We start from the raw sequence: 24,314 nt of genomic DNA, 5'->3' as shown, positions 1-24,314 counted from the left end.
GGTCTTCACCCCATAGCGTGATCATATGAACCACACTGCGCGGACCCGCACCGTCGTCAGCTGCACCTTGCTGGTGACCGCCCTCGGCGCGGGCATCACGGCCTGCGGTTCGGACGGCGAAGCCCTGTCGGCCATGCCGTACGACGCAGCGGGCCAGATCTCCTTCAACAGCCCCACCGGAGCGGGGAAGCGGGTCGACCCGGACAAGCCCCTGGAGGTCACCGTCAAGAGCGGCGAGGGCCGCATCACGGACGTCACCGCCCAGGACGCCACAGGACGCTACGTGGCGGGCGAACTCGCCGCCGACGGCACCCGCTGGCACAGCACCTCCCCGCTGGCCGCCAGCGCCCATTACACGGTCCGCGTCAGTACCGAGGACGACCACGGCGCCCCCGGCCGCAAGGTCCTCGAGTTCGACACCACCAAGGCCGCCGGCAAGAAACGGCTGGCCGTCACCTTCGGGCCGGAGTCGGGCGAGTACGGCGTCGGGCAGCCCATCACCGCCCAGCTCGGCCAGGAGATCAAGGACAAGGCACAGCGGGCCGTCGTGGAGCGTGGCCTCAGGGTGGACTCCGTGCCGGCCGTGCAGGGCTCCTGGTACTGGGTCAGCGACAAGGAACTCCACTACCGCCCCAAGGAGTACTGGCCCGCGCACGCCACCGTCCAGGTGCACAGCAACCTGGACGGCGTGAAGGTCGGCGACGGCCTCTGGGGCGGAGCGGCCAAGCCCCTGAGGATCACCACGGGCGACCGCGTCGAGGCCGTCACGGACGCCGCCACGCACCAGCTGACCTACTACAAGAACGGCCAGGTGGTGAAGCAGGTCCCGGTCACCACGGGCAAGCCCGGCTTCGAGACCCGCACCGGCGTCAAGGTCGTCCTGGAGAAGCAGTACTTCGTACGCATGCGCGGTACCACCGTCGGCATCGCCGAGGGCAGCTCCGACTCCTACGACCTGCCGGTCTACTACGCCACCCGGGTGACCTGGTCCGGCGAGTACGTGCACGCCGCGCCCTGGTCCGTCGGCTCCCAGGGCTACGCGAACGTCAGCCACGGCTGCACGGGCATGAGCACCAGCAACGCCGCCTGGTTCTTCGAGAACGTCCGCCCGGGGGACGTCGTCAGAGTCGTCAACTCGGGCGGTGACCCGATGGAGCCCTTCGGCAACGGCTTCGGCGACTGGAACGTCGACTGGAAGAAATGGCGCGCGGGCAGTGCCCTGACGAACGGCACCCCGGACGGCCCGGCCCCCCAGGACGCCCTACGGCTCCAGCCGACGGCCGTGTGACCGACCGTGAGGGGCGCGGGGCGGCGGCGACGCGCGGCCGCGCGGCGCGGGCGCGACAGGGCCGCTGACGGCCGGCCGTCGCGCCCCGCCCCCGCCTACACGCTCAGCAGCCTCTTCTGGCGCAACAGGGAGGCCAGAGCGGCGGCGAACTCCACCGGGTCCACCGGCAGGGTGGTCGCCGCGTCCGCCCGGCACCAGGTGGCCAGCCACGCGTCCTGCGGCCGGCCCATCAGGAGCAGCACGGGCGGGCAGTCGAACACCTCGTCCTTGATCTGCCGGCACACCCCCATGCCGCCCAGCGGTACGGCCTCGCCGTCCAGCACGCAGACGTCGATGCCGCCCTTGTCCATTTCGCGCAGAACGGCCTCAGGTGTCGCACACTCCACGAACTCCACCACGGGCACGTCCGGAGCGGGCCGGCGCCCCGCGGCCAGCCGTACTTGTGCGCGGGTGTTGGAGTCGTCGCTGTAGACCAGCACCGTGGCGGTCGGCTGCATTGTTCCTCCGGAGACGTCAGCGTCGTACGGACAGCACGGGCAGGGCCCGTGTGGGCGGATGCTACTCCCCTGAACACCACGTCAACACCGGTTCGACGGGCGGCAACACTCCGAACGGCACCCCCCGGAGTGAGCGCGAGATAAGCGACCGACATAATGTCGGTCGTGGCGACAGCAACGACAGTAGAAACCGGGCACGCGCACCCGTCGGTCAACCGGCCGAACCTCACCAGCGTCGGAACCATCATCTGGCTGAGTTCCGAGCTGATGTTCTTCGCGGCCCTCTTCGCGATGTACTTCACCCTCCGGTCGGTGACCGGACCCGCGCACTGGAAGCACATGGCCGATGCGCTCAATGTGCCCTTCTCCGCGACGAACACCACGATCCTGGTGCTCTCCTCGCTCACTTGCCAGCTCGGCGTTTTCGCTGCCGAACGAGGCGACGTGAAGAAGCTCCGTGGGTGGTTCATCCTCACCTTCATCATGGGTGCCATCTTCATCGGCGGTCAGATCTACGAGTACACCTCGCTGGTGAAGGAGGAAGGGATCTCCCTGTCCTCCGACCCGTACGGCTCGGTGTTCTACCTGACCACCGGCTTCCACGGGCTGCACGTGACGGGCGGTCTCATCGCCTTCCTGCTGGTCCTCGGCCGCACCTACGCGGCGAAGAGGTTCACGCACGAGCAGGCGACCGCTGCCATCGTCGTGTCCTACTACTGGCACTTCGTCGACGTCGTCTGGATCGGCCTTTTTGCCACGATCTACCTGATCAAGTAGCCGGGTCCGCTCCCGCACATCCAGAAGCACCGACGCAGAAGATCCTGACACCGGGGTAATCCGTGAAAAAGCTCTCCTCACGACGACGCCATCCGCTGGCGGCGGTCGTCGTCCTACTCCTCGCGCTGGCGGCAACTGGGGGGCTGTACGCCGCGTTCGCACCCGCGAGCAAGGCGCAGGCCGATGAAACCTCCCAGTCCCTGACCATCACAGAGGGCAAGAAGCTCTACGAGGTCGGCTGCGCCAGCTGCCACGGCACCGGTGGCCAGGGCTCCTCCGACGGGCCGAGCCTCGTCGGCGTGGGTGCGGCCGCAGTCGACTTCCAGGTGGGCACCGGCCGTATGCCGGCCTCCTCCTCGCAGATGGCGCAGATTCCGAGCAAGAAGACCATCTACACGCAGGACCAGATCGACCAGCTCGCCGCGTACGTCGCGTCGCTGGGCGCCGGTCCGAGCGTGCCGACCAAGTCGCAGTTCGGCCCCGAAGGCGCGGACATCGCCAAGGGTGGCGAACTGTTCCGCACCAACTGCGCCCAGTGCCACAACTTCGTGGGCAAGGGCGGTGCCCTCACCGAGGGCAAGTACGCGCCGAGCCTCGAGGGCGTCGCGCCGAAGCACATCTACGAGGCCATGCAGACGGGCCCGCAGAACATGCCGTCCTTCCCCGACACCACGCTGACGGAGAAGAACAAGAAGGACATCATCGCGTACCTGAACGCGGTCAACGGCAGTGAGACGGAGAACCCCGGCGGTCTCTCCCTGGGCGGCCTCGGGCCGGTCAGCGAGGGCCTCTTCGCCTGGATCTTCGGCCTCGGCGCACTGATCGCGGTCGCCGTCTGGGTCGCCGCTCGGACCGCAAAGGCCAAGAAGTCATGAGTAGCCAAGACATTCCAGAAGAGAACCTGCCGGCTGAGCAGTCCGCAGGACACAGTGCACACGCGCACGGCGCGGTGAGCGTCGCGGACGAGCAGAACCCGTTCGCCGACCCGGGGCTGCCGCCCCACGAGCACCGGATCCAGGACATCGACGAGCGGGCCGCCAAGCGGTCCGAGCGCGTCGTCGCCCTGCTGTTCACGGTGTCGATGCTGGCCACCCTCGGCTTCATCGCCTCCTACGTGACGATCCCGCGCGACAAGTCGATCTTCGTCTTCCCGATCGGGCACCTCAGCGCGCTGAACTTCGCCCTGGGTCTGACCCTGGGCACGGCGCTGTTCTGCATCGGCGCGGGCGCCGTCCACTGGGCGCGCACCCTGATGTCCGACGTGGAGGTCGCCGCCGAGCGCCACCCGATCGCGGCGGAGCCCGACGTCCGGGCGCAGGTCTTCGAGGACTTCCGTCAGGGTGCCGCCGAGTCGGGTCTCGGCCGGCGCAACCTGATCCGCAACACCATGTTCGGCGCGCTGGCCCTGGTGCCGCTCTCCGGTGTCATGCTGCTGCGCGACCTCGGCCCGCTGCCGCACAGCTCGCTGCGGCACACGCTGTGGGCGAAGGGCAAGCTCCTCGTCAACGTGAACACGGGTGAGCCGCTGCGTCCCGAGGACGTCGCCGTCGGTTCGCTGACCTTCGCCAGGCCCGAGGGCCTGGAGGAGACCGACGAGGACTTCCAGAACGAGATCGCCAAGGCCGCCCTGATGATCGTCCGGCTCCAGCCGAACAACATCAAGGACAAGCGCGAGCTCGACTGGTCGCACGAGGGCATCGTCGCCTTCTCGAAGATCTGCACCCACGTGGGTTGCCCGATCTCCCTGTACGAGCAGCAGACGCACCACGTGCTGTGCCCGTGCCACCAGTCCACCTTCGACCTCTCCGACGGTGCCCGAGTGATCTTCGGTCCCGCCGGTCACGCCCTGCCGCAGCTCCGCATCGGCGTGAACGACGAGGGTTACCTCCAGGCGCTCGGCGACTTCGAGGAGCCCGTCGGTCCTGCATTCTGGGAGCGCGGATGAGTACTGCAGCGAACGAAACGAATTCATCTGCCGCAGGTGCGGCGGGCCGCTCTCGCGGGAAGGCCCCGGCCGGCGAGCGCATCGCCGACTGGGCCGACGGCCGGCTGGGGATCTTCTCCCTGGCCAAGGCCAACATGCGCAAGATCTTCCCCGACCACTGGTCGTTCATGCTGGGCGAAGTCTGTATGTACAGCTTCCTCATCATCATCCTGACCGGTGTGTATCTGACGCTGTTCTTCCACCCGTCGATGAACGAGGTGGAGTACCACGGCAGCTACGTCCCGCTCCAGGGACAGCTGATGTCGGAGGCGTTCAACTCGACCCTGCACATCTCCTTCGATGTGCGCGGTGGTCTGCTCATCCGGCAGATCCACCACTGGGCCGCGCTGATCTTCCTCGCGGGCATGTTCGTGCACATGATGCGTGTGTTCTTCACCGGTGCGTTCCGCAAGCCGCGTGAGATCAACTGGCTGTTCGGCTTCCTGCTGTTCGTCCTCGGCATGTTCACCGGTTTCACCGGTTACTCGCTCCCCGACGACCTGCTCTCCGGCACCGGTGTCCGCTTCACCGAGGGCGCGATCCTGTCCATGCCGATCGTCGGCACGTACATCTCGTTCTTCCTCTTCGGCGGCGAGTTCCCCGGCCACGACTTCGTGGCCCGGTTCTACTCGATCCACATCCTGCTGCTGCCGGGCATCATGCTGGGCCTGATGGTGGCGCACCTGATCCTGGTCTTCTACCACAAGCACACGCAGTTCGCGGGCCCCGGAAAGACCGAGACGAACGTCGTCGGCATGCCGCTGCTGCCGGTGTACATGGCCAAGGCCGGAGGCTTCTTCTTCCTGGTCTTCGGTGCCATCGCCGTCATCGCCGCGATCGCTCAGATCAACCCGATCTGGGCGATGGGCCCCTACCGGCCCGACCAGGTCTCCACCGGCGCCCAGCCCGACTGGTACATGGGCTTCGCCGAGGGTCTGATCCGCTACATGCCGGGCTGGGAGATCAACTTCTGGGGTCACACGCTCGTCCTGGGCGTGTTCATCCCGCTGGTGCTCTTCGGCCTCGTGCTGATGGCTATCGCGGTCTACCCGTTCATCGAGTCCTGGGTCACCGGTGACAAGAGCGAGCACCACATCCTGGACCGTCCGCGCAACGCGCCGACGCGTACCGGTTTCGGTGTCGCCTGGGTGACCGTGTACCTGATCGGTCTGGTCGGCGGTGGCAACGACCTGTGGGCCACCCACTTCCACCTGTCGATCAACCAGGTCACGTGGTTCGTCCGGATCGGCTTCTTCGCCGGACCGGTCCTCGCGTTCATCATCACCAAGCGGATCTGCCTCGGCCTCCAGCGCCGCGACAAGGAGAAGGTGCTGCACGGTCGCGAGACCGGCATCATCAAGCGCCTGCCGCACGGTGAGTTCATCGAGGTGCACGAGCCGCTCAGCCAGGAGCAGCTGCACACCCTCACGGCGCACCACCAGTACGAACCGGCCGAGATCGGCCCGACGGTGGACGAGAACGGTGTCGAGCGCAAGGTGAAGGCCTCGGAGCGGCTGCGCGTCAAGCTCTCCGGCGCCTACTACGGCGAGGACAACCAGATCCCGAAGCCGAGCGTCGACGAGTACAAGGAGATCACGAGCGGCCACGGCCACCACTGATCCCCGCGTCGCCACACCACGGTCGAAGGGCCCCCTCCGGTTCGGAGGGGGCCCTTCCCCGTGCCCGCGGGCACCTCCGAGGCGGGAGACGGGGCCGTCGGCGGCCCGGGGGCTGGATAGGGTGGGGGGTGGAACACACGGTCCCCACACACACCCAGGAGCGGCTGATGAGCGCTGTGACCCCCGCCGGAGGCGACACCGCGGCGGTTCGTTCCTGGCCCGCCCTGCTGAACGGACTGCTGGACGGCCGGGACCTGTCCGCGGACGACACCGCCTGGGCGATGGACCTGATCATGCGCGGCGAGGCGACCGACGCGCAGATCGCCGGGTTCATGGTGGCGCTGCGTGCCAAGGGCGAGACGGTGCAGGAGATCACCGGGCTCGTCCGGACCATGTACGAGCACGCCAACGTGATCGAGGTCCCGGGTCCGGCCGTCGACATCGTCGGTACCGGCGGTGACGGCGCCAAGACCGTCAACATCTCCACGATGTCCTCGATCGTCGTGGCTGGCACGGGCGAGAGGGTCGTCAAGCACGGCAACCGCGCCGCGTCCTCCGCCTCCGGGTCCTCCGACGTCCTGGAGAAGCTCGGCATCAACCTGAACCTGACCCCGCGGCGGGTCGCCGAGGTCGCCGAAGAGGCCGGCATCACCATCTGCTTCGCGGTGAAGTTCCACCCGTCGCTGCGCCATGTCGCCGCCGCCCGCAGCCAGTTGGGCATCCGTACCACCTTCAACGTGCTCGGTCCGCTGACCAACCCGGCCAAGGTGACCTCGCAGGCGGTCGGTGTCGCGAACGCCGCCATGGCCCCCATCGTGGCGGGCGTCTTCGCCGAGCGCGGCAACTCCTCCCTCGTCTTCCGCGGTGACGACGGCCTCGACGAACTGACGACGACGTCCACCTCCCGGGTCTGGATCGTGCGTGACGGCAAGGTCACCGAGGAGACCTTCGACCCGCGCGACGTGGGCATCGAACTGGTACCGGTGGAGGCCCTGCGCGGCGGCGACCCGTCGTACAACGCGGAGGTCGCCCGCAGGGTGCTGGACGGCGAGACGGGGCCGGTGCGGGACGCGGTCCTGCTGAACTCGGCGGCGGCGCTGGTCGCGCTGCGGCCGACGGACGCGCCGCTCGCCGAGCAGATCCGCGCGGGCATGGCGCGGGCCGCGGAGTCGATCGACTCCGGGTCGGCCAAGCGGGCGCTGGAGCGCTGGGTGGCCGCGAGCAACCGATAGCCGTGGGACAAGAAGGGCCGGCGCCCGGGCGGGCGCCGGCCCTTCGCCGCGTCCCTGCGCCTCCCGTTGCGTCGCCTCCCGTCCTGCCGCGTCCCGTCCCGTCTCGGCCGCGCACGTCCCACGTACGTTCCGCGCACATCCCGGCATCCGGACAGCGGTTGCGCCCCGGTGACGGGCTCGGTTAGCTTCCTGATCAGGTCATGAGTGACAGTCATGCGGCCCCGGCCGACTGTCCGGCAACCCTCCGTCCGTGGCGGGGTGCCCCGGGTGAGGACCAGGTCGTGGACCACGAGGTCCACGACAAGCGCGGACCCCTCGCACGCCGCTGAACAGGCGTGGGACCAGGGGTCCTGGTCGTCCGAGGGAGCCTTCCGTGAGCAAGCGAATGCGCTAGGGCCGCCGAGCCCCGCCTCCGCGCACCCCCTTCACCTTCCCCGCGTCCTGCCTCACGGGAGTTCAGCCATGTCCGTGCACACCGCTGCCGCCGCCCCGTCCGTCCACGCCCCGCTGCCCGTGCTGGGCCGGGACGTCACCGTCCCGCTCGTCACCGGCGGCGAGGTCACCTACGCCGCCCTCGACTACGCCGCCAGCGCCCCCGCCCTCCAGCGCGTCTGGGACGACGTCGCCGCCTACGCGCCGTACTACGGCAGCGTCCACCGGGGCGCCGGGTACCTCTCCCAGCTCTCCACCGACCTGTTCGAGAACGCCCGCGCCACGGTGGCCGCGTTCCTCGGCTGCCGCGAGGACGACGAGGTCGTCTTCACCCGGTCGACCACGGACTCCCTGAACCTGCTGGCCCGCGCGCTGCCCGCCGGCTGCGAGGTCTTCGTCTTCGAGACCGAGCACCACGCCGCCCTGCTGCCCTGGCGGGACGCCCGGGTCACCTGCCTCGACGCCCCGCGCACCCCGCGCCAGGCCGTCGAGACCCTGGAGCGGGCCCTCGCAGGCCGCGACGCCGGCGCCCCGGCCCTGGTCTGCGTCACCGGCGCCTCCAACGTGACCGGCGAGCTGTGGCCGGTGCGCGAGCTGGCCACCGCCGCGCACGCGCACGGCGCGCGGATCGTCCTGGACGCCGCCCAGCTGGCCCCGCACCACCCGGTGAGCGTGGCGGAGCTGGACGTCGACTGGGTCGCCCTGTCCGGCCACAAGCTGTACGCCCCGTTCGGCGCCGGTGTGCTGGCGGGCCGTGCCGACTGGCTGACCGGGGCCGAGCCGTACCTCGCGGGCGGCGGCGCCAGCCGCTCGGTATCCCGGCGACAGGACGGCGGGGTCGACGTGGAGTGGCACGCGGGCGCCGCCCGCCACGAGGCCGGCTCACCGAACGTGGTCGGCGCCTACGCCCTCGCCTCGGCCTGCAGGGCACTCACCGAGGCCGGCTTCGACACCCTGGTCGCCCGCGAGCGGCACCTGATCTCCAGGGTCCGGACGGGTCTCGCCGAGGTCCCCGAGGTGCGTGTGCTCTCCCTCTTCGGCGACGAGGCCCCGCGTGTCGGCGTCCTGTCCTTCGTCGTCGAGGGCTGGAACAGCTCCCACTTCGCCGCCGCCCTCTCAGCCGAGTACGGCATCGGCGTCCGCGACGGCCTCTTCTGCGCACACCCGCTGGTCCGCACGCTGCTCGGCAGCGCCCCGCGGGCCCAGGGGGAGTGCGGTGCCCCGGAGGCCGCGCCCGGCGAGAAGTCCCTGAACGCCATCCGCGTCAGCTTCGGCGCGGGCACCCCCGACGAACACGTCGACCGCTTCGTGGACGCCGTACGGGAACTCGTCCGCGACGGCGCGAAGTGGCGCTACCGCACGGAGAACGGCCGCTGCGTCCCGGCGGTGTGAGGCGCTTCGGCCCGGACCTGGGGCCGGTCCGCCGGACAGGCCCTAGTTGTCCAGGCCGATCGCGAACGCCGCTTCCAGGTCGTGCTGGGAGTAGGTGCGGAAGGCGACGTGGGTGTCGGTGGCCTCGACGCCGGGGATCTTGCTGATCCGGCCGGGGATGACCTCGGCGAGGTCCTCGTGGCGGCTGACGCGGACCATCGCGATGAGGTCGTAGGTGCCGGTGACCGAGAAGACCTCGCTGACGCTGTCCAGCGCGGCGATACCCTCCGCGATCTCGGGGATCCGGTCCACGCTGGTCTTGATCAGGACGATCGCGGTGATCACGGCTGGTTCTCTCCCTTGGGTGCCGGGGCTGGGGCGGCCTTCACTCTAGTCCGCCCGTCTCCCACCACCACCCTCCCAAGGCCGCCCTTCGGGCCCTTGCCTCTGCCGTACCGCACCCACGCGTAGCCGAAGCCGAGGCAGAAGCCGACGACGTGGGCGAGGTAGGCCACCCCGGGCCCCTCGCTCGCCCGGCTCGCCGCGAGCCACTGCAGGGCGGCCCAGAAGGGCAGCACCACCCAGGCGGGAAAGCGCAGCGGGAGGAAGAACAGGAAGGGGAGGAGACTGGTCACACGGGCGCGCGGGAACAGGTACAGGAACGCTCCGAGCACCGCCGAGATCGCCCCGGAGGCGCCCACCAGCGACTGCTGGGAGCCGGCGTTGGCGGCCGCGTAGCCGAGCAGGGCCAGGTAACCGCAGCCGAGGTAGAACAGGGTGAACTCCACCCGGCCCATCCGCTCCTCGGTCATCGCACCGAAGACGAAGAGGAAGAGCATGTTGCCGAGCAGGTGCACCCAGCTGCCGTGCACGAACAGCGCGGTGGCCGGGGCGAGGGCGTGGTCCAGCGGCGCGTGGAAGAGTTCCGCCGGGATCACGCCCCAGTGCCGGAAGTACGCGCGCTGCGCGACGGACAGCGCGTCCCCGGAGCCGTATGCCGGGGTGAGCCCGGAGGCCGGGCCCAGGACGAAGATCAGGCAGCACAGGGCGATGAGGGTGTACGTCATCGGCGCCGAGATGTCCCGGACCCCTCTGATGGTCCGGCCGGCCGTCGTGCTCGAGTCGCTGATCATGAACACAGAGCATGACGTAACCGGACGCAGTGGTGCAGAGCGCCTCGCCGCCGTGGACGGACGGGCGATGAGGACCCGCCAGGCCGTAGGGTTACGAGCCACACGCGTCGGGCGACGGCGCGGACCGACCCGAGAAGCGACCCCGGAAGATCCCGGAAGCGATTCCACCAGGAAGCCCCGACGGAATCCGAGAAGGAAGCGGACAGCCACGATGACGGTTCCCCTGCCGACCGCCACGACGCGTTGGCGCTGCACGCTCTGCGGCAACCTCACGCGTTTCGACGTCACCCGTTCGTCCAAGGCCGTCGAGTACGTCCACCTCGACCTCGCCGGTGAGCCCACCGTGGAGGAGCGTGAGGTGGTCAGTGAGACCATCGAGTCGGTCCGCTGCCGTTGGTGCAACGCGGTGGATCAGGTGGAACTCGTGGACAGGCCGGGCGCCGGCTCCTGAGCGGAGCGGGCCCCGTACAGGTATTGGGGTGTGACGGATGGTGGAGACCGCAGGCGGGGGGCCGGGCGACGGCACCGCTGAGGTGCTTGACCGTCCGCTGCCCGACGGCGTGCGCCGGCGGGTCGTGCAGATCGTCGCGGACGCCTTCGGCGGCCTGACCGTGGCGGAACTGCCCGCCCAGCTGAGGCAGTACGCCCGCTTCGCCCCGAACCGGCGGACCAAGTTCGCCGGGAACGCGATGGCGGCCGCGCTGGAGACCGACCCGCTGTTCCGGCAGCGGATCGGGGAGAAGTTCAGAGAGACGCAGTCGGAGCTGTCCGGCGCCCTGGACTCCGGCTCGCCGCCCCCGGCCGCGGACCCGCTCGACGTGGCGGCCGCGGCCTACGTGCTGCGCCCGCCGGGCTGGGTGAAGCTGGTCGCCGCGGCCGGTGAGGAGGCCCAGCGCGCGGACGCCGAACGCGCCGACGAGGAGAGCCGGGCCGAGCTGGAGCGGCTGCGCGAGGAACTGGCGCACGCCCGCGAGCAGACCCGCGGCGAGACCGAACGGCTGCGCGCCGAGCTGGACGCGGCCAAGCGGGAGGCCGAGTCGCTGCACCGCAAGCTGCGTTCCGCCCTCAACGACGTCAAGCGCGGGGAGGCCGCGCTGCGCAAGGTCCGCAGCGACACCGACGCGGTGCGCGCCGAGGGGCAGGCGCACGTGTCGGCCGCCGAGAGCGAGTCGCGGCGGCTCAAGGCCCGCCTGGGCGAGGTGGAGGCCGCGCTGGAGGCCACGCGCAGGGCGGCGCGCGAGGGCCGCAGCGTCGAGGACATGCGGGTACGGCTGCTGCTCGACACCGTGCTGGACGCGGCCCAGGGGCTGCGCCGGGAGCTGGCGCTGCCGCCGGTCTCGGTGCGCCCGGCCGAGACCGTGGACGCGGTCGAGCCGGGGCGGATGACCCCGAAGGACATCGCGACCCGGGCCCTGTCCGAGAACGACCCGGCGATCCTGGACCAGTTGCTGGCGCTGCCGCAGGCGCATCTGGTCGTCGACGGCTACAACGTCACCAAGACCGGCTATCCGCAGATGCCGCTGGAGAAGCAGCGCCTGAGGCTGCTGGGGCAGCTCTCTGCGCTCGCCGCGCAGACCGGCGCCGAGGTCACCTGCGTCTTCGACGGCGCCGAACTGGCCGCGCCGGTGCTGCTCGCGCCGCCGCGCGGAGTGCGGGTGCTGTTCTCCAAGCCGGGGGTCACGGCCGACGAGCTGATCCGCCAGCTGGTGCGCGCGGAGCCGCCGGGCCGGCCGGTCATCGTCGCCTCCACCGACCGGGAGGTGGCCGACGGGGTCGCCCGCGCCGGTGCCCGACCGGTGGCCTCTGCGGTACTTCTGAAGCGACTGTCCTGAAGGTTCAACAGGCATATGCAATGCCCGAATTGAGCACATCTTCACGCAACGTAGCGTCAACCGCGCATCACTGCACGTGAGTTGTGTGCAAAGAATGCATTGCGTGACCGGTTTTTTTGCGGTCAGGATTTGAACTGATCACAACTAGGTCACTAGGGTCTGGTCTCGAACCTCCGAACGGGTGATCACTCAGAAGAAGGAGTTCATCCTCCGTGGCGTCCCATCGTCGACCCAAGAAGCCGAGTCGCACGCGTGTCACCGTGCTGACCACCGCAGCAGCAGCCGCCGTCGCGCTCAGCGCGAACGCCGCGAACGCCGCGCCGAGCGAGAAGCTCAGCAAGGACCAGGTGAAGTCCAAGGTCGACGAGCTCTACCAGCAGGCGGAGCAGGCCACCGAGAAGCTCGACGGGGCCAAGGAGAAGCAGCACAAGCTGCAGAAGGAAATCTCCACGATCCAGGACAACGTCGCACGCGGCCAGCAGGATCTCAACGCGCTGCGCGACGGCCTGGGTTCGATGGCCACGGCCCAGTACCGCTCCGGCGGCATCGACCCCTCGGTCCAGCTCTTCCTGTCCTCCAACCCGGACGACTACCTCGACAAGGCCTCCACGCTCGACCAGTTGAGCAGCCAGCAGGTCGAGTCGCTGCAGAAGGTCCAGGACAAGCAGCGCGAACTCGCCCAGCAGCGGGCCGAGGCCACCGAGAAGCTCAAGGACCTCGCGGCCACCCGCGCCGAGCTGGGCAAGAAGAAGGACGAGGTCAAGGGCAAGCTCGCCGAGGCGCAGAGAATACTCAACACCCTGACCGCCAAGGAGAAGGCGAAGCTCGCCGAGGAGCAGGAGCGCGCCAGCCGTTCCTCCACCGCGCGCGTCGACCTCGGCGACACCCCCGCCGCCTCCAACCGGGCCGCCGCCGCCTTCCGCGCCGCCCAGAGCCAGATCAACAAGCCGTACTCCTACGGCACCGCCGGCATGGCAACCTTCGACTGCTCGGGCCTGACCTCGTGGGCCTACGGGCAGGCCAACGTGTCCATCCCGCGCACCTCCGAGGCGCAGGCCCAGCTCGGCCCGCACCTGTCCATGAGCCAGCTCCAGGTCGGCGACCTGGTCTTCTTCTACGGCGACCTCCACCACGTCGGCCTCTACGCCGGCAACGGCCAGGTGCTGCACGCCCCGCACACCGGCGCCGTGGTCCGCTACGAAGCGATGGGCAACATGCCGTTCCAGTTCGGCGTCCGGGTCTGACCGCCCGCCGACACCCTCACGACCGGACACGCCAGGCGCCCGAACGGGCGAATCCCGGCGACCGGAACTGACTCCACGCCCCGCCGGTGACCTGCGTCAGCGGCGGGGCGTCGCGTTTCCCCCGCCCCCCGGGTCTTTGGTCCGGGGCCTTCCGCACGGCTACTGTCTGCCCCGCTTCCCCGGCGCCCCGGGCCTCCCCCGTCCCCGGCGCCGGGGCAGCGACACCTGTCCGCCTGCAGAAGGACTGCCGTGGGGTTCCATCGCCGCCTTGCCCCGTCCGGATTCGACCGGGGTTCCGCCGCCCTCTGCGTGCTCTCGGCCGCGGCCGCCGCGCTCGGCGCCGTGCCCGCGCACGCCACGCCGCACGAGGACGCCCGCGCAGAGGTCGACCGCCTCTACGAGGAGGCCGAGAAGGCGACCCAGGCCTACGACAAGGCCGACGAGCGCGCCGACACCCTGCGCCGGGAGATCCGCGACGCCCAGGACCACATCGCGCGCCGCCAGAGCTACGTCAACGCCGTGCGGGAGCGGCTCGGTTCGCTGGCCGGCGCCCAGTACCGCTCCGGCGGCGTCGACCCGGCCGTGGCCCTGCTCTTCTCCGACGACCCCGACGACTACCTCGACAAGGCCACCACCCTCGACCGCATCGACGCCCAGCAGGCCGGACAGCTCAGGCAGTTGACCTCCGCGCTGCGCGAACTCGCCCAGGAACGCACCGAGGCCGCCGGGAAACTGGCGGAGCTGGAGCGCAGCCGCGAGGCGGTCGCCCGGCACAAACGGGCCGTGGAGAAGAAGCTCGCCAGGGCTCGGCGGCTGCTGAACACCCTGCCCGCCGGTGAACGCGCCGCCTACGACCGGGCCTCCCGCTCCTCCCGCGCCGGCCTCGGCGGCCTGGACGGCCTGCCGGGCGCCGCCGCGCCCTCCGCCCGGACCGCGGCCGCGCTGGCCGCCGTCCGCTCCGCGCTCGGCCGCCCCTACGTGTGGGGAGCGAACGGCCCCTCCGGGTTCGACTGCTCGGGGCTGATGCAGTGGTCGTACGCGCACGCGGGCATCCACCTGCCGCGCACCTCCCAGGAGCAGCGGAACGCCGGCCGGCGGGTCCCGCTCTCCCAGGCGCGCCCGGGCGACCTGATCGTCTACCGCGCCGACGCCAGCCATGTGGCGATGTACGTCGGGAACGGCCGGGTGATCCACGCGCCCTACCCGGGGGCCCCGGTGCGCTACGACCCGGTCGGGATGATGCCCGTCTCCTCCGTGACCCGGCCCTGACCCTGCGCCGCACCCCGTACGATCGGGAAATGGCAGTTCGCAAACGGGCGCGGCGGGCGCGGCGCGCGGTGATGGCGGGGCTGTGCCTGCTGCTCGTACCGCCCGTGTCCGGGTGCGCCGGACGGGCTCCGGGCGACGCCGCGAAGGCCCAGGTGCAGAGGGTGCTCGACCGGCGGGCGGCGGCCCTGCTCCGGCACGACGAGAAGACGTACGACACCACGGGCACCCCCGCCGAGTACGCCCGGCTGCGCGCGCTGCCGCTGGCCTCCTGGGACTACCGGGTCACCGCCCTGCACCGCTCCGGCTCCGGCGCCACCGCCGACACCGAACTGCGCTACCGGGTCGCCGGCTACGACCGGGCCCCGATCGGCGTCCGCCGCGTCCTCACCCTCGGCCGCGCCGCCGACGGCACCTGGTACGTCACCGCCGACAAGCCCGCGCCCGAGGCCGGCCAGCAGCTGTGGGACCAGGGCGCCGTCACCGCCCTGCGCGGTACCCACAGCCTGGTCCTCGGGGCCGGCCCCGGCGCCGGACAGCTGCGCGCCTACGCCCGGCTCGCCGACCGGGCCGTGCCCGCCGTCTCCGACGCGTGGGGCACGGACTGGAGCCGGCGGGTCGTGGTCCTCGTCCCGCGCTCCCTGGAGAGCATGGGCGGCCTGCTCGGCTCGCCCGCCGCCGACTACCGGGGCATCGCCGCCGTCACCACCGGCGAGGCGGGGGGCTCCGGGCAGGCGCCCGCGGACCGGGTGGTCGTCAACCCGGAGGCGTACGCGGGCCTGGGCGACCTCGGCAAGCAGGTCGTGCTCACCCACGAGACGACCCATGTGGCCACCCGCGCGCACACCACCGCCGCCACCCCCCTGTGGCTCTCCGAGGGCTACGCCGACTGGGTCGGCTACCTCGGCACCGGCCGCACGCCGTCCGAGGCCGCGCCGGAACTCGCCCGCGCGGTCCAGGACGACCGGGTGCCGTCCGCACTCCCCGCCGACAAGGACTTCCGTTTCACCAGCGACCCGACCCACCTCGCCCAGGCCTACGAGAGCGGCTGGCTGGCCTGCCGGATGATCGCCGGCCGCTGGGGCGAGGACCGCCTCGGCGCCTTCTACCGCGCCGTCGGCGACCACGGGAAACGGTCGGGCGCCGTCGAGCAGGCCCTGGAGAAGGTGCTCCGGACCACCCCGCAGGCCTTCACCGCCCAGTGGCGCGCGTACGTACGGTCCGAACTGAGCTGAGCTGATCCGGCCGGCCGGCCTGCTCCAGCCCGGTCCGAAAGTCGGTCCCGCGCGGTTCAGCCCTGCCCGGTGCCCTGCCCGGTGCCCTGCTCGGTGAGCACCCCGATGGCCTCGCGCAGCCACTCCCGCTCGGCCGTGCCGGTCGTCCGCGCGACGCGCAGCATGCCCTGACGGAACAGGTCTCCGGCCGCCTTCTCCGCGCGGACCGGCTCGCCGTCCGGGTAGAAGAACGATGGCGCTCGCGATGGCCGTGCAGTGCGCGGCCGTGGTGGTGCTGCTGCGCCGGGGCCGCGGTCAGGAGGAGACGGGGGTCTCCTCGGTGTGGGTCGCCTGAGGCGGGACGGTGGCCTTCGCGGCCGGGGGCACCGTCGAGTGCCACAGGCGGCGGGCCGCCGACCAGGAGGCCGCTACCAGCAGGCCGTTGCGGACGGCCAGCAGCGTGATGCCGTACAAGTCGCTCGTCACCACGTGGATGAAGCCGAGCGGGAACTCCAGCAGCGTCACCAGGCACGCCACGACGACCATGACGGCGGGCGGTCCCATCCGGCCCGCCCGGAAGCACAGGCACACCGCGGCCAGGCCGACCAGCCACACCAGGTACTGCGGGCTTATCACCCGACTGGTGACCGTGAACATGAGCACCGCCGTGAAGGCCGCGTCCGCGAGCGTGTGCGCGCTTGTGCGGGTCACCCGGAGCCGCCACAGCAGCAGCCAGCCGAACGCGCCCCCGGTCAGCACCAGGGACGCGGTGCTGACCACGCCGACGTACGGGCCGAGGAACTCGATCGACCCGTAGTTCAGCAGTGTCTGCCCCTGCCAGCCGAAGTGCCGGGCCACATGGAAGACCAGCGCGCCCAGCGACTCCACCTCGGTGCCGCGCTCCCGCTGGAAGGACAGGAAGGCGAAGGCGCCCGGCATCGACACCGCGGACAGCGCCGTGAGCCCTGCCACGGTCACCACCGCCGACGCCCACGCCCCGCGCCGGAAGGAGCCCGCCAGCAGCAGCGCCGGCCACACCTTCAGCAGCGCCCCGAGGGCGGCCAGCGCGCCCATCACCCTCGGGCGCCCCACCCCGGCGAGCAGCGCGGCCACGGCCACCGCGGTCACCATCACGTCGTAGCGGGCGTACACCGTCGGGCCGAGCAGCGGTACGCCGGCCGTCCACACCCAGGCCCCGCGGTCCGACCGGCCCGGACGCCCGCCCGTGTACGCCAGCAGGGCCAGCACGGCCAGGTCGGCGAGGAACGCCAGCACGAAGAAGGCGTGCGCGTAGCCGAGGAAGGGCAGCGTGGCGGGGGAGAGGATCGCGAGCGCGGCCACGGGCGGGTACTGCCAGGTCACGTCGTCCAGCGGAAACGTTCCGTGGCGCAGCACGTCGTACCAGTCCCGGTAGATCACCGACACGTCGGAGGTGACGTCGGGACCGGGCAGGACGTAGATCCGGAACACCAGGAGCAGCAGCACCGCGCGGGTCACGGCCCAGGTCGCGAGCAGCCACACCCGGGACCGCCCGGAGCCCTTCGCCTGCACGTGATCCCCTGCCGTTCGATTTCCGCGTCGGAGGACACATGATGTCCCGCCCGCCTTCGAGGGTGCCACCCGGTCGGCCACGCCGGGTGCCGGACGCCCGATTCGGTAGGGTCGGCGGCGATGCACAAGACCCTGATCGTGACCAACGACTTCCCGCCCCGCCCCGGCGGCATCCAGGCCTTCCTGCACAACATGGCCCTGCGCCTGGATCCCGGCCGGCTGGTCGTCTACGCCTCCACCTGGAAGCGCGGCGAGGAGGGCGCGCGGGCCACGGCCGCCTTCGACGCCGAGCAGCCCTTCACCGTCGTACGCGACCGTACGACGATGCTGCTGCCCACCCCCGGAGCGACCCGGCGGGCGGCCGGGCTGCTGCGCGAGCACGGCTGCACCTCCGTGTGGTTCGGCGCGGCGGCCCCGCTCGGTCTGATGGCACCCGCGCTGCGCCGGGCCGGCGCCGAACGGCTGGTGGCGACCACGCACGGGCACGAGGCCGGCTGGGCCCAGCTGCCCGCGGCCCGGCAACTGCTGGGCCGCATCGGGGAGTCCACGGACACGATCACCTACCTCGGCGAGTACACCCGCTCCCGGATCGCGACCGCGCTGAGCCCCGAGGCGGCCGGCCGGATGACGCAACTGCCGCCCGGGGTCGACGAGAAGACCTTCCACCCCGGCTCGGGCGGCGACGAGGTCCGCGCCCGGCTCGGGCTCACCGACCGCCCGGTCGTCGTGTGCGTCTCCCGGCTGGTGCCGAGGAAGGGGCAGGACACCCTCATCCGGGCGATGCCCCGGATCCTGGCCGCCGAGCCGGACACCGTACTGCTCGTGGTCGGCGGCGGCCCCTACGAGCGGGACCTGCGCCGACTGGCCCGGGAGACCGGGGTCGAGGCCTCCGTGCGCTTCACCGGCGCGGTGCCCTGGTCCGAACTGCCCGCGCACTACGGCGCGGGCGACGTCTTCGCCATGCCCTGCCGCACCCGGCGCGGAGGCCTGGACGTCGAGGGGCTCGGCATCGTCTACCTGGAGGCGTCCGCCACCGGGCTCCCGGTCGTCGCCGGGGACTCGGGCGGCGCGCCCGACGCCGTGCTCGACGGCGAGACCGGCTGGGTGGTCCGGGGCGGCGAGCCCGCCGAGACCGCCGACCGGATCACCGCCCTGCTCGGCGACGCCGAGCTGCGCCGCCGGATGGGCGAGCGGGGGCGCCGCTGGGTCGAGGAGAAGTGGCGCTGGGACCTGCTCGCGGAGAAGCTCAGGACCCTGCTCTGAGAGCCGCCCGACGTCCGACGCCGGTGCCGGATGCCGCACGTCGCTCCCCGGATGTCGGACGCCGCACGCCGAACGGCGCGGGCCCTCGTCGAGGACCCGCGCCGTGTCGCGTGGGCGGATGCCGGCCGGGGCCGGTGGCTACTTGGTGTAGAGCGCCTCGATGTCGTCCGCGTAGTCCTTCGCCACCACGTTCCGCTTCAGCTTCAGCGACGGCGTGAGGTGGCCCGACTCCTCCGAGAACTGGGAGGCGAGAACGCGGAACTTGCGCACCGACTCGGCCTTCGACACCGCCGCGTTGCCGTCGTCGACCGCCGTCTGGATCGCCGCGAGCAGATCCGGGTCGTCGCGCAGCGCCGCAGCGGTGGAGTCCGCCGGCTTGCCGTGCTCGACGGCCCAGCGGCCCAGGAACTCCTCGTCGATGGTGACCAGCGCGCCGACGAACGGACGCCCGTCGCCCACCACCATGCACTCCGCGACCAGCGCGTGCGCCCGGATGCGGTCCTCGATCACCGCCGGGGCCACGTTCTTGCCGCCCGCGGTGACGATGATCTCCTTCTTGCGGCCGGTGATCCGCAGATACCCGTCCTCGTCGAGGGTGCCGATGTCACCGGTGTGGAACCAGCCGTCGGCCAGCGCCTCCGCGGTCGCGGCCGGGTTGTTCCAGTACTCCCGGAACAGGTGCTCGCCGTGCAGCAGCACCTCGCCGTCGTCCGCTATGCGCACCACCGAGCCGGGCAGCGGCTGGCCGACCGTGCCGATCTTCTGGCGGTCCCACGGGTTGAACGTCGTCGCCGCGCAGGACTCGGTCAGGCCGTAGCCCTCCAGCACCGTGAAGCCGATGCCCCGGAAGAAGTGGCCGAGCCGCTCGCCCAGCGGGGCGCCGCCGGAGATGGCGTACTCGCCCCGGCCGCCGAGGACCGCGCGCAGCTTGCTGTAGACCAGCTTGTCGAAGACCCGGTGCTTGAGCCGCAGCTTCAGGGACGGACCCGAGGGGGTGTCCAGCGCACGGCTGTAGGCGATCGCGGTGTCCGCGGCCTTGTCGAAGATCGCGCCCTTGCCGTCCGCCTGCGCCTTGGCCCGCGCCGAGTTGTAGACCTTCTCGAAGACGCGCGGGACACCGAGGATCATCGTCGGCCGGAACGAGGACAGCTCGTCGGTGAGGTTCTTGATGTCCGGCACACAGCCGAGCTTGATCGGCGCCATCATCGGCGCGATCTCCACCACCCGCCCGAAGACGTGCGCGAGCGGCAGGAAGAGCAGGATGGAGCACTCACCGGTGCGGAACAGCGGACGCAGCCGCTCGACGATGTTCCCGCACTCGGCGAGGAAGCTGCGGTGCGTGAGCACACAGCCCTTGGGGCGCCCGGTCGTTCCGCTCGTGTAGACGATCGTCGCCGCGTCGTCGGCCTTGGCGAGCGAGCTGCGCTCGTCCACCGTCGCGTCCGACACGTCCTGGCCGAGCCGGCCCAGCTCCTCGATGCCGCCGGCCTCGATCTGCCAGACGTGCTTGAGAGCGGGCAGCGTCTCGCGCACCGCCTCCACGGCGGCCGCGTGGTTGTCCAGCTCCACGACGACGGCGGTCGCACCCGAGTCGGACAGGATCCACTGCACCTGCTCCGGCGAGCTGGTCTCGTACACCGGCACGGTGACCGCGCCCGCGCTCCAGATCGCGAAGTCCAGCAGCGTCCACTCGTAACGGGTGCGCGACATCAGGCCGATCCGGTCGCCCGGCTGCACACCGGCGGCGATCAGGCCCTTGGCGGCGGCGTGCACCTCGGCCAGGAACTGGCGGGCCGTCACATCCTGCCAGGCGCCTTCCACCTTGCGGGCCATCACGGCGACGTCAGGGTGCTGCGCGGCGTTTCTGCGGACGATGTCGGTCAGATTTCCGTCCGCAGGGACCTCGTACAAAGCCGGAAGGCTGAACTCGCGCAAACTGCTGCTCCTCATAGGGCTCCGGCGCCACGACACTGTGTGATGCGACGGTGCGGTCCAAGGCTCGGGGCAAGTGCCCGGAACTTCACTTGTTGAAATCCAGAGCACGAGTGGACTGCCCGGACGTTACCCGCCGGTATGGCTCCCACGACAGGGGTTCCGGGCGAGATGTTCGCTGCGTCACACAGCTTGGGCTTCCCTGGCGCACAGTAGTCCACCGCCCGACCAACCGGCGAGTAACCGCAGGCCGGACCGCCACTGTTCACGTACACCGCACACGCCTACCCTTGATCACCATGGCATTTACACGCGACGGCAGCCGCAGGACCCGCGTCCACGTGGTCAGCGACGTGCATGGCAACGCCCGTGACCTGGCCCGGGCCGGCGAGGGGGCGGACGCCCTGCTGTGCCTCGGCGACCTCGTCCTCTTCCTCGACTACCACGACCACTCGCGCGGCATCTTCCCCGACCTGTTCGGCGAGGAGAACGCCCACCGCATCGTGGAGCTGCGCACCGCCCGCCGCTTCGAGGAGGCCCGGGAGTTCGGCGCCCGCCTGTGGGCCGGCCTCGGCGCCGACCGCCGCGGCGTCATCGAGGGCGCGGTGCGCCGGCAGTACGCCGAGATGTTCGCCGCCTTCCCGACCCCTACCTACGCCACCTACGGCAACGTCGACATGCCGCCCCTGTGGCCGGAGTACGCCGGCCCCGGCACCACCGTGCTGGACGGCCAGCGGGTCGAGATCGGCGGCTGGACCTTCGGCTTCGTCGGCGGCGGCCTGCGCACGCCGATGCGGACGCCGTACGAGATCGACGACGAGGAGTACGCCGCGAAGATCGAGGCGGTCGGCGAGGTCGACGTGCTGTGCACGCACATCCCGCCGGAGGTGCCGGAACTGGTCTACGACACCGCCGCGCGCCGGTTCGAGCGGGGCAGCCGCGCCCTGCTGGAGGCGATCCGCCGCACCCGGCCCCGCTACTCCCTCTTCGGGCACGTCCACCAGCCGCTGGCGCGGCGGATGCGGATCGGCGCCACCGAGTGCGTGAACGTGGGGCACTTCGCCGGGACCGGGAAGCCGTGGGTGCTCGAATGGTGACGGCTCCGGCGGCCGGTCAAGGGCGCCGGGGTGGACGGGGTGAAGGGGCCGGACCGGCGGCGCGGTAGCCTTCACGCTGCACACACGTGCGCAGCCCGCGCACGACAAAGACGTCTCTTCGGTCCGCATCTGGAGGAGCCACCGCCATGGCGGAACACACCAGTTCGAGCATCACGATCGAGGCGGCCCCGGCCGACGTCATGGCGGTGATCGCCGACTTCGCCCGCTACCCGGACTGGACCGGCGAGGTCAAGGAGGCCGAGGTCCTCGCCTCCGACGCGCAGGGCCGCGCCGAGCAGGTCCGGCTCGTCATGGACGCTGGCGCCATCAAGGACGACCAGACCCTCGCCTACACCTGGGCCGGCGAGAACGAGGTCTCCTGGACCCTGGTGAAGTCGCAGATGCTGCGCTCCCTCGACGGCACCTACCTGCTGAAGCCGGCCGGCCAGGACGCCACCGAGGTCACCTACCGCCTCACCGTCGACGTCAAGATCCCCATGCTGGGCATGATCAAGCGCAAGGCGGAGAAGGTCATCATCGACCGCGCGCTGGCGGGCCTGAAGAAGCGGGTGGAGTCGGACCGCTAGTCCGGCCCGTCCGCCCGGCGGGGTCCGTCGCGCACACGGGGAACGCCCGGCGGGGTCCGCGGCGCACACGGCATAACGCCCGGCGGGGTCCGCGACGTACAGGGCGCCCGGCGGGGGTTGCGGCGCACACGGGGAACGCCCGGCCGGATCCGCGGCGCACACGGTAGAACGCATGCCCGGACTCACGGCCGAACACGGGGAAGCCCGCCACGGCCCGTGCGTCCGTCCTCCGTTACCGTTCACCCTCATGCGCACCATCCTGATCACGGGCCCGGGCGGCGGCGGTCGTACGACAGTGGCCGCCGGCACCGCGCTGGCCGCGGCCCGCGAGGGCCTTCGCACGCTCGTCCTGAGTGCCGATCGCGCCGACACGCTGGGCGCGGCGCTGGGGGCCACGACGGGAGCGAGGCCCACCGAGGTCGCCGAGCGGCTGACCGCCTGGCGCCCCGACGCGGTCGAGCGCTTCCAGCAGGACCTCACGGCCTTTCAGGGCCGCGCCGCCAACGTCCTCGAACTGCTGGGCGCCGCCCGGCTCGACGCCGAGGAAGTGACACCCCTGCCCGGCGCCGAGGAACTGTCCTTCCTGCGGGCGCTCCGGGACGCCGCCCTCTCCGAGCGCTACGACCTCCTCGTCGTGGACCTCCCGGCACTGCCGCAGGCCCTCGCCCTGCTGGCCCTCCCTGAGGAACTCCGCCGCTACCTGCGGCGTCTGCTCCCGCCCGAACGGCAGGTGGCCCGCTCCCTGCGCCCCGTCCTGGGCCGCCTCGCGGGCGTCCCCATGCCCGCCGAGTGGCTGTACGAGACCGCCGCGCGCTGGGACGTCGAACTGGCCGCCGTCGAGGCCGTCCTCACCGACCGGGACACCTCCGTACGCCTGGTCGCCGAACCCGGACCGGCCGGCACCGAGGCCGTCCGCACCGCGGCCCTCGGCCTCGCCCTGCGCGGCCTGCGCACCGAGGCGCTCGTCGCCAACCGTGTGCTGCCCGAGACCGCCGCCGACTCCTGGCTGTCCGGACCCCTCGCCCAGCAGCGCAAGGCCCTGGCCGACTGGGCGGACCCGCGGCAGTCCCGCGACGTCCACACCGTCCCGCACCTCGGCCGCGACCCGCACGGCGCCGACGACCTCGCCGCCCTCGCGGTGCCCGGCGTCAACCCCGCGCCCGACCCGGTCGAGTGGCCCGTCGCCGACCGGCTCGCCGACGACGGCGTGCTCGTCTGGCACATCCCGCTGCCCGGCGCGATACGGGACGACCTCGACCTGGTGCGGCGCGGCGACGAACTGGTGATCACCGCCGGCCCCTTCCACCGGATCGTCCCGCTCCCCTCCGCCCTGCGCCGCTGCACCGTCGCCGGCGCCGGACTGCTGGAGGGCGAGCTGCGCGTCCGCTTCGCCCCGGACCCCGCGCTGTGGCCCACCCGCGGACGGTGAACCGCGTACCCCCGTTCGGGTAACGTCGGAGGTGCGAACCGTAGTCAGGAGTCCGCCATGAGCGAAGAGCGCCCCGCATCCGGCCCCTACGAGGAAGACCAGGATCAGGCACGGGCGGCCGACGCCGACGCCTGGGCCACGGCCTGCGCCGAGGACCTCGCCGAGGAGAAGGCCCGCCGCCGTACCGTCTACGGGCCGCCCCCCGGCTCGGCGGCCGAGGAACTGAAGAGGCTCGTGGACACGGTGGCGGACAAGCTGTCCGGCCTCCAGTCCCCGCTCCTCGGAGCCGTGGCCGGACCCGCCGCCCAGCAGATGGTGCGCCAGGTCGTCCAGCAGGCGAAGGCCGCCGTCGACCCCGTCATAGAGCGCAACCCGGACGTCTTCGGCCATCTCGCCGCGGCCGGCGGCGAGCTGCTGGCCGCCTACCGCTCCGCCGTCCAGGCACAGGAAGGCCGCTGGAGCGGCAGCCCCGCCGCCCCGCGGGACGAGGGTGACGAGCGCCCCGGCCGGCACCGCGACCGGGGCGAGGACACGGGGCCGGGAGAGCGCATCGACCTGGACTGAAG

Annotated in this window: 22 protein-coding genes and 1 riboswitch; of the genes, 17 read left to right on the top strand and 5 right to left on the bottom strand. The window is 71.6% G+C overall.

The genetic code is table 11. The features are described 5' to 3' along the window. Positions 1-25 precede the first annotated feature (25 nt). The gene (locus OIB37_RS10700; protein WP_330457323.1) at positions 26-1,288 is read left to right on the top strand and encodes a L,D-transpeptidase; all 1,263 of its coding nucleotides are present in this window, start codon (positions 26-28) and stop codon (positions 1,286-1,288) included. Between the two features lie 95 nt (positions 1,289-1,383). On the opposite strand, the gene OIB37_RS10695 is transcribed toward OIB37_RS10700, so the two are convergent. Then, a complete protein-coding gene (locus OIB37_RS10695; protein ID WP_330457322.1) occupies positions 1,384-1,785 on the bottom strand; it encodes a hypothetical protein in 402 nt (133 codons plus the stop codon). 156 nt (positions 1,786-1,941) lie between these two features. Between OIB37_RS10695 and ctaE the strand changes: the two genes are divergently transcribed. The 6 genes from ctaE to OIB37_RS10665 all read left to right on the top strand — a co-directional run bounded on the left by ctaE (position 1,942) and on the right by OIB37_RS10665 (position 9,221). Continuing rightward, a complete protein-coding gene (ctaE, locus tag OIB37_RS10690; RefSeq protein ID WP_330457321.1) occupies positions 1,942-2,562 on the top strand; it encodes an aa3-type cytochrome oxidase subunit III in 621 nt (206 codons plus the stop codon). 62 nt (positions 2,563-2,624) lie between these two features. Further along, entirely contained in the window at positions 2,625-3,437 is an 813-nt protein-coding gene (qcrC, locus tag OIB37_RS10685) for a cytochrome bc1 complex diheme cytochrome c subunit (protein WP_330457320.1), read from the top strand. Then, entirely contained in the window at positions 3,434-4,507 is a 1,074-nt protein-coding gene (gene qcrA / locus OIB37_RS10680) for a cytochrome bc1 complex Rieske iron-sulfur subunit (RefSeq protein ID WP_330457319.1), read from the top strand. Before qcrC ends, qcrA begins: the two co-directional genes overlap by 4 nt. Further along, positions 4,504-6,165, top strand: a complete 1,662-nt coding sequence (gene qcrB, locus OIB37_RS10675; RefSeq protein WP_330457318.1) for a cytochrome bc1 complex cytochrome b subunit — start codon at positions 4,504-4,506, stop codon at positions 6,163-6,165. Before qcrA ends, qcrB begins: the two co-directional genes overlap by 4 nt. Positions 6,166-6,332: 167 nt before the next feature. Then, the gene (trpD, locus tag OIB37_RS10670; RefSeq protein ID WP_330457317.1) at positions 6,333-7,397 is read left to right on the top strand and encodes an anthranilate phosphoribosyltransferase; all 1,065 of its coding nucleotides are present in this window, start codon (positions 6,333-6,335) and stop codon (positions 7,395-7,397) included. Between the two features lie 196 nt (positions 7,398-7,593). After that, positions 7,594-7,710: riboswitch (SAM riboswitch) on the top strand. Between the two features lie 149 nt (positions 7,711-7,859). Next, positions 7,860-9,221, top strand: coding sequence for an aminotransferase class V-fold PLP-dependent enzyme (locus OIB37_RS10665; protein ID WP_330457316.1), 1,362 nt, complete (start codon positions 7,860-7,862; stop codon positions 9,219-9,221). Positions 9,222-9,263: 42 nt separating this feature from the next. Here the strand turns inward: OIB37_RS10665 and OIB37_RS10660 are convergent, their stop codons facing one another. Both OIB37_RS10660 and OIB37_RS10655 read right to left on the bottom strand, forming a co-directional pair. Continuing rightward, the gene (locus OIB37_RS10660) at positions 9,264-9,545 is read right to left on the bottom strand and encodes an Lrp/AsnC family transcriptional regulator (RefSeq protein WP_330457315.1); all 282 of its coding nucleotides are present in this window, start codon (positions 9,543-9,545) and stop codon (positions 9,264-9,266) included. Next, the gene (locus OIB37_RS10655; RefSeq protein WP_330457314.1) at positions 9,542-10,333 is read right to left on the bottom strand and encodes a rhomboid family intramembrane serine protease; all 792 of its coding nucleotides are present in this window, start codon (positions 10,331-10,333) and stop codon (positions 9,542-9,544) included. The genes OIB37_RS10660 and OIB37_RS10655 overlap by 4 nt, the downstream gene beginning before the upstream one ends. Before the next feature lie 211 nt (positions 10,334-10,544). Between OIB37_RS10655 and OIB37_RS10650 the strand changes: the two genes are divergently transcribed. The 5 genes from OIB37_RS10650 to OIB37_RS10630 all read left to right on the top strand — a co-directional run bounded on the left by OIB37_RS10650 (position 10,545) and on the right by OIB37_RS10630 (position 15,910). Further along, positions 10,545-10,784 (top strand): hypothetical protein, encoded by a 240-nt coding sequence (locus tag OIB37_RS10650; protein WP_330457313.1) that lies wholly within the window; start codon positions 10,545-10,547, stop codon positions 10,782-10,784. 37 nt (positions 10,785-10,821) lie between these two features. Beyond that, positions 10,822-12,165 carry an NYN domain-containing protein gene (locus tag OIB37_RS10645; protein ID WP_330457312.1) on the top strand — a complete coding sequence of 448 codons (1,344 nt, stop codon included), beginning with the start codon at positions 10,822-10,824 and terminating at the stop codon, positions 12,163-12,165. A 212-nt stretch (positions 12,166-12,377) separates the two neighbouring features. Next, a complete protein-coding gene (locus OIB37_RS10640) occupies positions 12,378-13,409 on the top strand; it encodes a C40 family peptidase (RefSeq protein ID WP_330457311.1) in 1,032 nt (343 codons plus the stop codon). Positions 13,410-13,658: 249 nt separating this feature from the next. Further along, positions 13,659-14,678 (top strand): C40 family peptidase, encoded by a 1,020-nt coding sequence (locus tag OIB37_RS10635; RefSeq protein WP_330457310.1) that lies wholly within the window; start codon positions 13,659-13,661, stop codon positions 14,676-14,678. Positions 14,679-14,707: 29 nt separating this feature from the next. Further along, positions 14,708-15,910 (top strand): hypothetical protein, encoded by a 1,203-nt coding sequence (locus OIB37_RS10630; RefSeq protein WP_443058138.1) that lies wholly within the window; start codon positions 14,708-14,710, stop codon positions 15,908-15,910. Positions 15,911-16,204: 294 nt separating this feature from the next. On the opposite strand, the gene OIB37_RS10625 is transcribed toward OIB37_RS10630, so the two are convergent. After that, positions 16,205-17,440, bottom strand: a complete 1,236-nt coding sequence (locus OIB37_RS10625) for a glycosyltransferase 87 family protein (protein WP_330457309.1) — start codon at positions 17,438-17,440, stop codon at positions 16,205-16,207. Positions 17,441-17,560: 120 nt separating this feature from the next. Between OIB37_RS10625 and OIB37_RS10620 the strand changes: the two genes are divergently transcribed. Then, positions 17,561-18,703, top strand: a complete 1,143-nt coding sequence (locus OIB37_RS10620) for a glycosyltransferase family 4 protein (protein ID WP_330457308.1) — start codon at positions 17,561-17,563, stop codon at positions 18,701-18,703. Between the two features lie 138 nt (positions 18,704-18,841). Here OIB37_RS10620 and OIB37_RS10615 read toward each other — a convergent pair whose 3' ends face one another. Continuing rightward, positions 18,842-20,638, bottom strand: coding sequence for an AMP-dependent synthetase/ligase (locus tag OIB37_RS10615; protein WP_330457307.1), 1,797 nt, complete (start codon positions 20,636-20,638; stop codon positions 18,842-18,844). A gap of 296 nt (positions 20,639-20,934) precedes the next feature. Here OIB37_RS10615 and OIB37_RS10610 point away from each other — a divergent pair, with 296 nt between their 5' ends. The 4 genes from OIB37_RS10610 to OIB37_RS10595 all read left to right on the top strand — a co-directional run bounded on the left by OIB37_RS10610 (position 20,935) and on the right by OIB37_RS10595 (position 24,312). Continuing rightward, positions 20,935-21,732: a metallophosphoesterase family protein gene (locus tag OIB37_RS10610; RefSeq protein ID WP_330457306.1), complete on the top strand. Its 798-nt coding sequence runs from the start codon at positions 20,935-20,937 to the stop codon at positions 21,730-21,732. A gap of 146 nt (positions 21,733-21,878) precedes the next feature. Further along, the gene (locus tag OIB37_RS10605) at positions 21,879-22,319 is read left to right on the top strand and encodes an SRPBCC family protein (RefSeq protein ID WP_330457305.1); all 441 of its coding nucleotides are present in this window, start codon (positions 21,879-21,881) and stop codon (positions 22,317-22,319) included. Between the two features lie 247 nt (positions 22,320-22,566). Next, positions 22,567-23,748, top strand: coding sequence for an ArsA family ATPase (locus OIB37_RS10600; RefSeq protein WP_330457304.1), 1,182 nt, complete (start codon positions 22,567-22,569; stop codon positions 23,746-23,748). A 57-nt stretch (positions 23,749-23,805) separates the two neighbouring features. Continuing rightward, a complete protein-coding gene (locus tag OIB37_RS10595; RefSeq protein WP_330457303.1) occupies positions 23,806-24,312 on the top strand; it encodes a DUF5304 domain-containing protein in 507 nt (168 codons plus the stop codon). Positions 24,313-24,314: the final 2 nt, after the last annotated feature.

This window comes from Streptomyces sp. NBC_00820 (assembly GCF_036347055.1).
GTDB lineage: Bacteria > Actinomycetota > Actinomycetes > Streptomycetales > Streptomycetaceae > Streptomyces.
The sequence above is the reverse complement of the archived record's forward strand: the minus strand, read 5'-3'. Positions and strand labels throughout refer to the sequence as shown.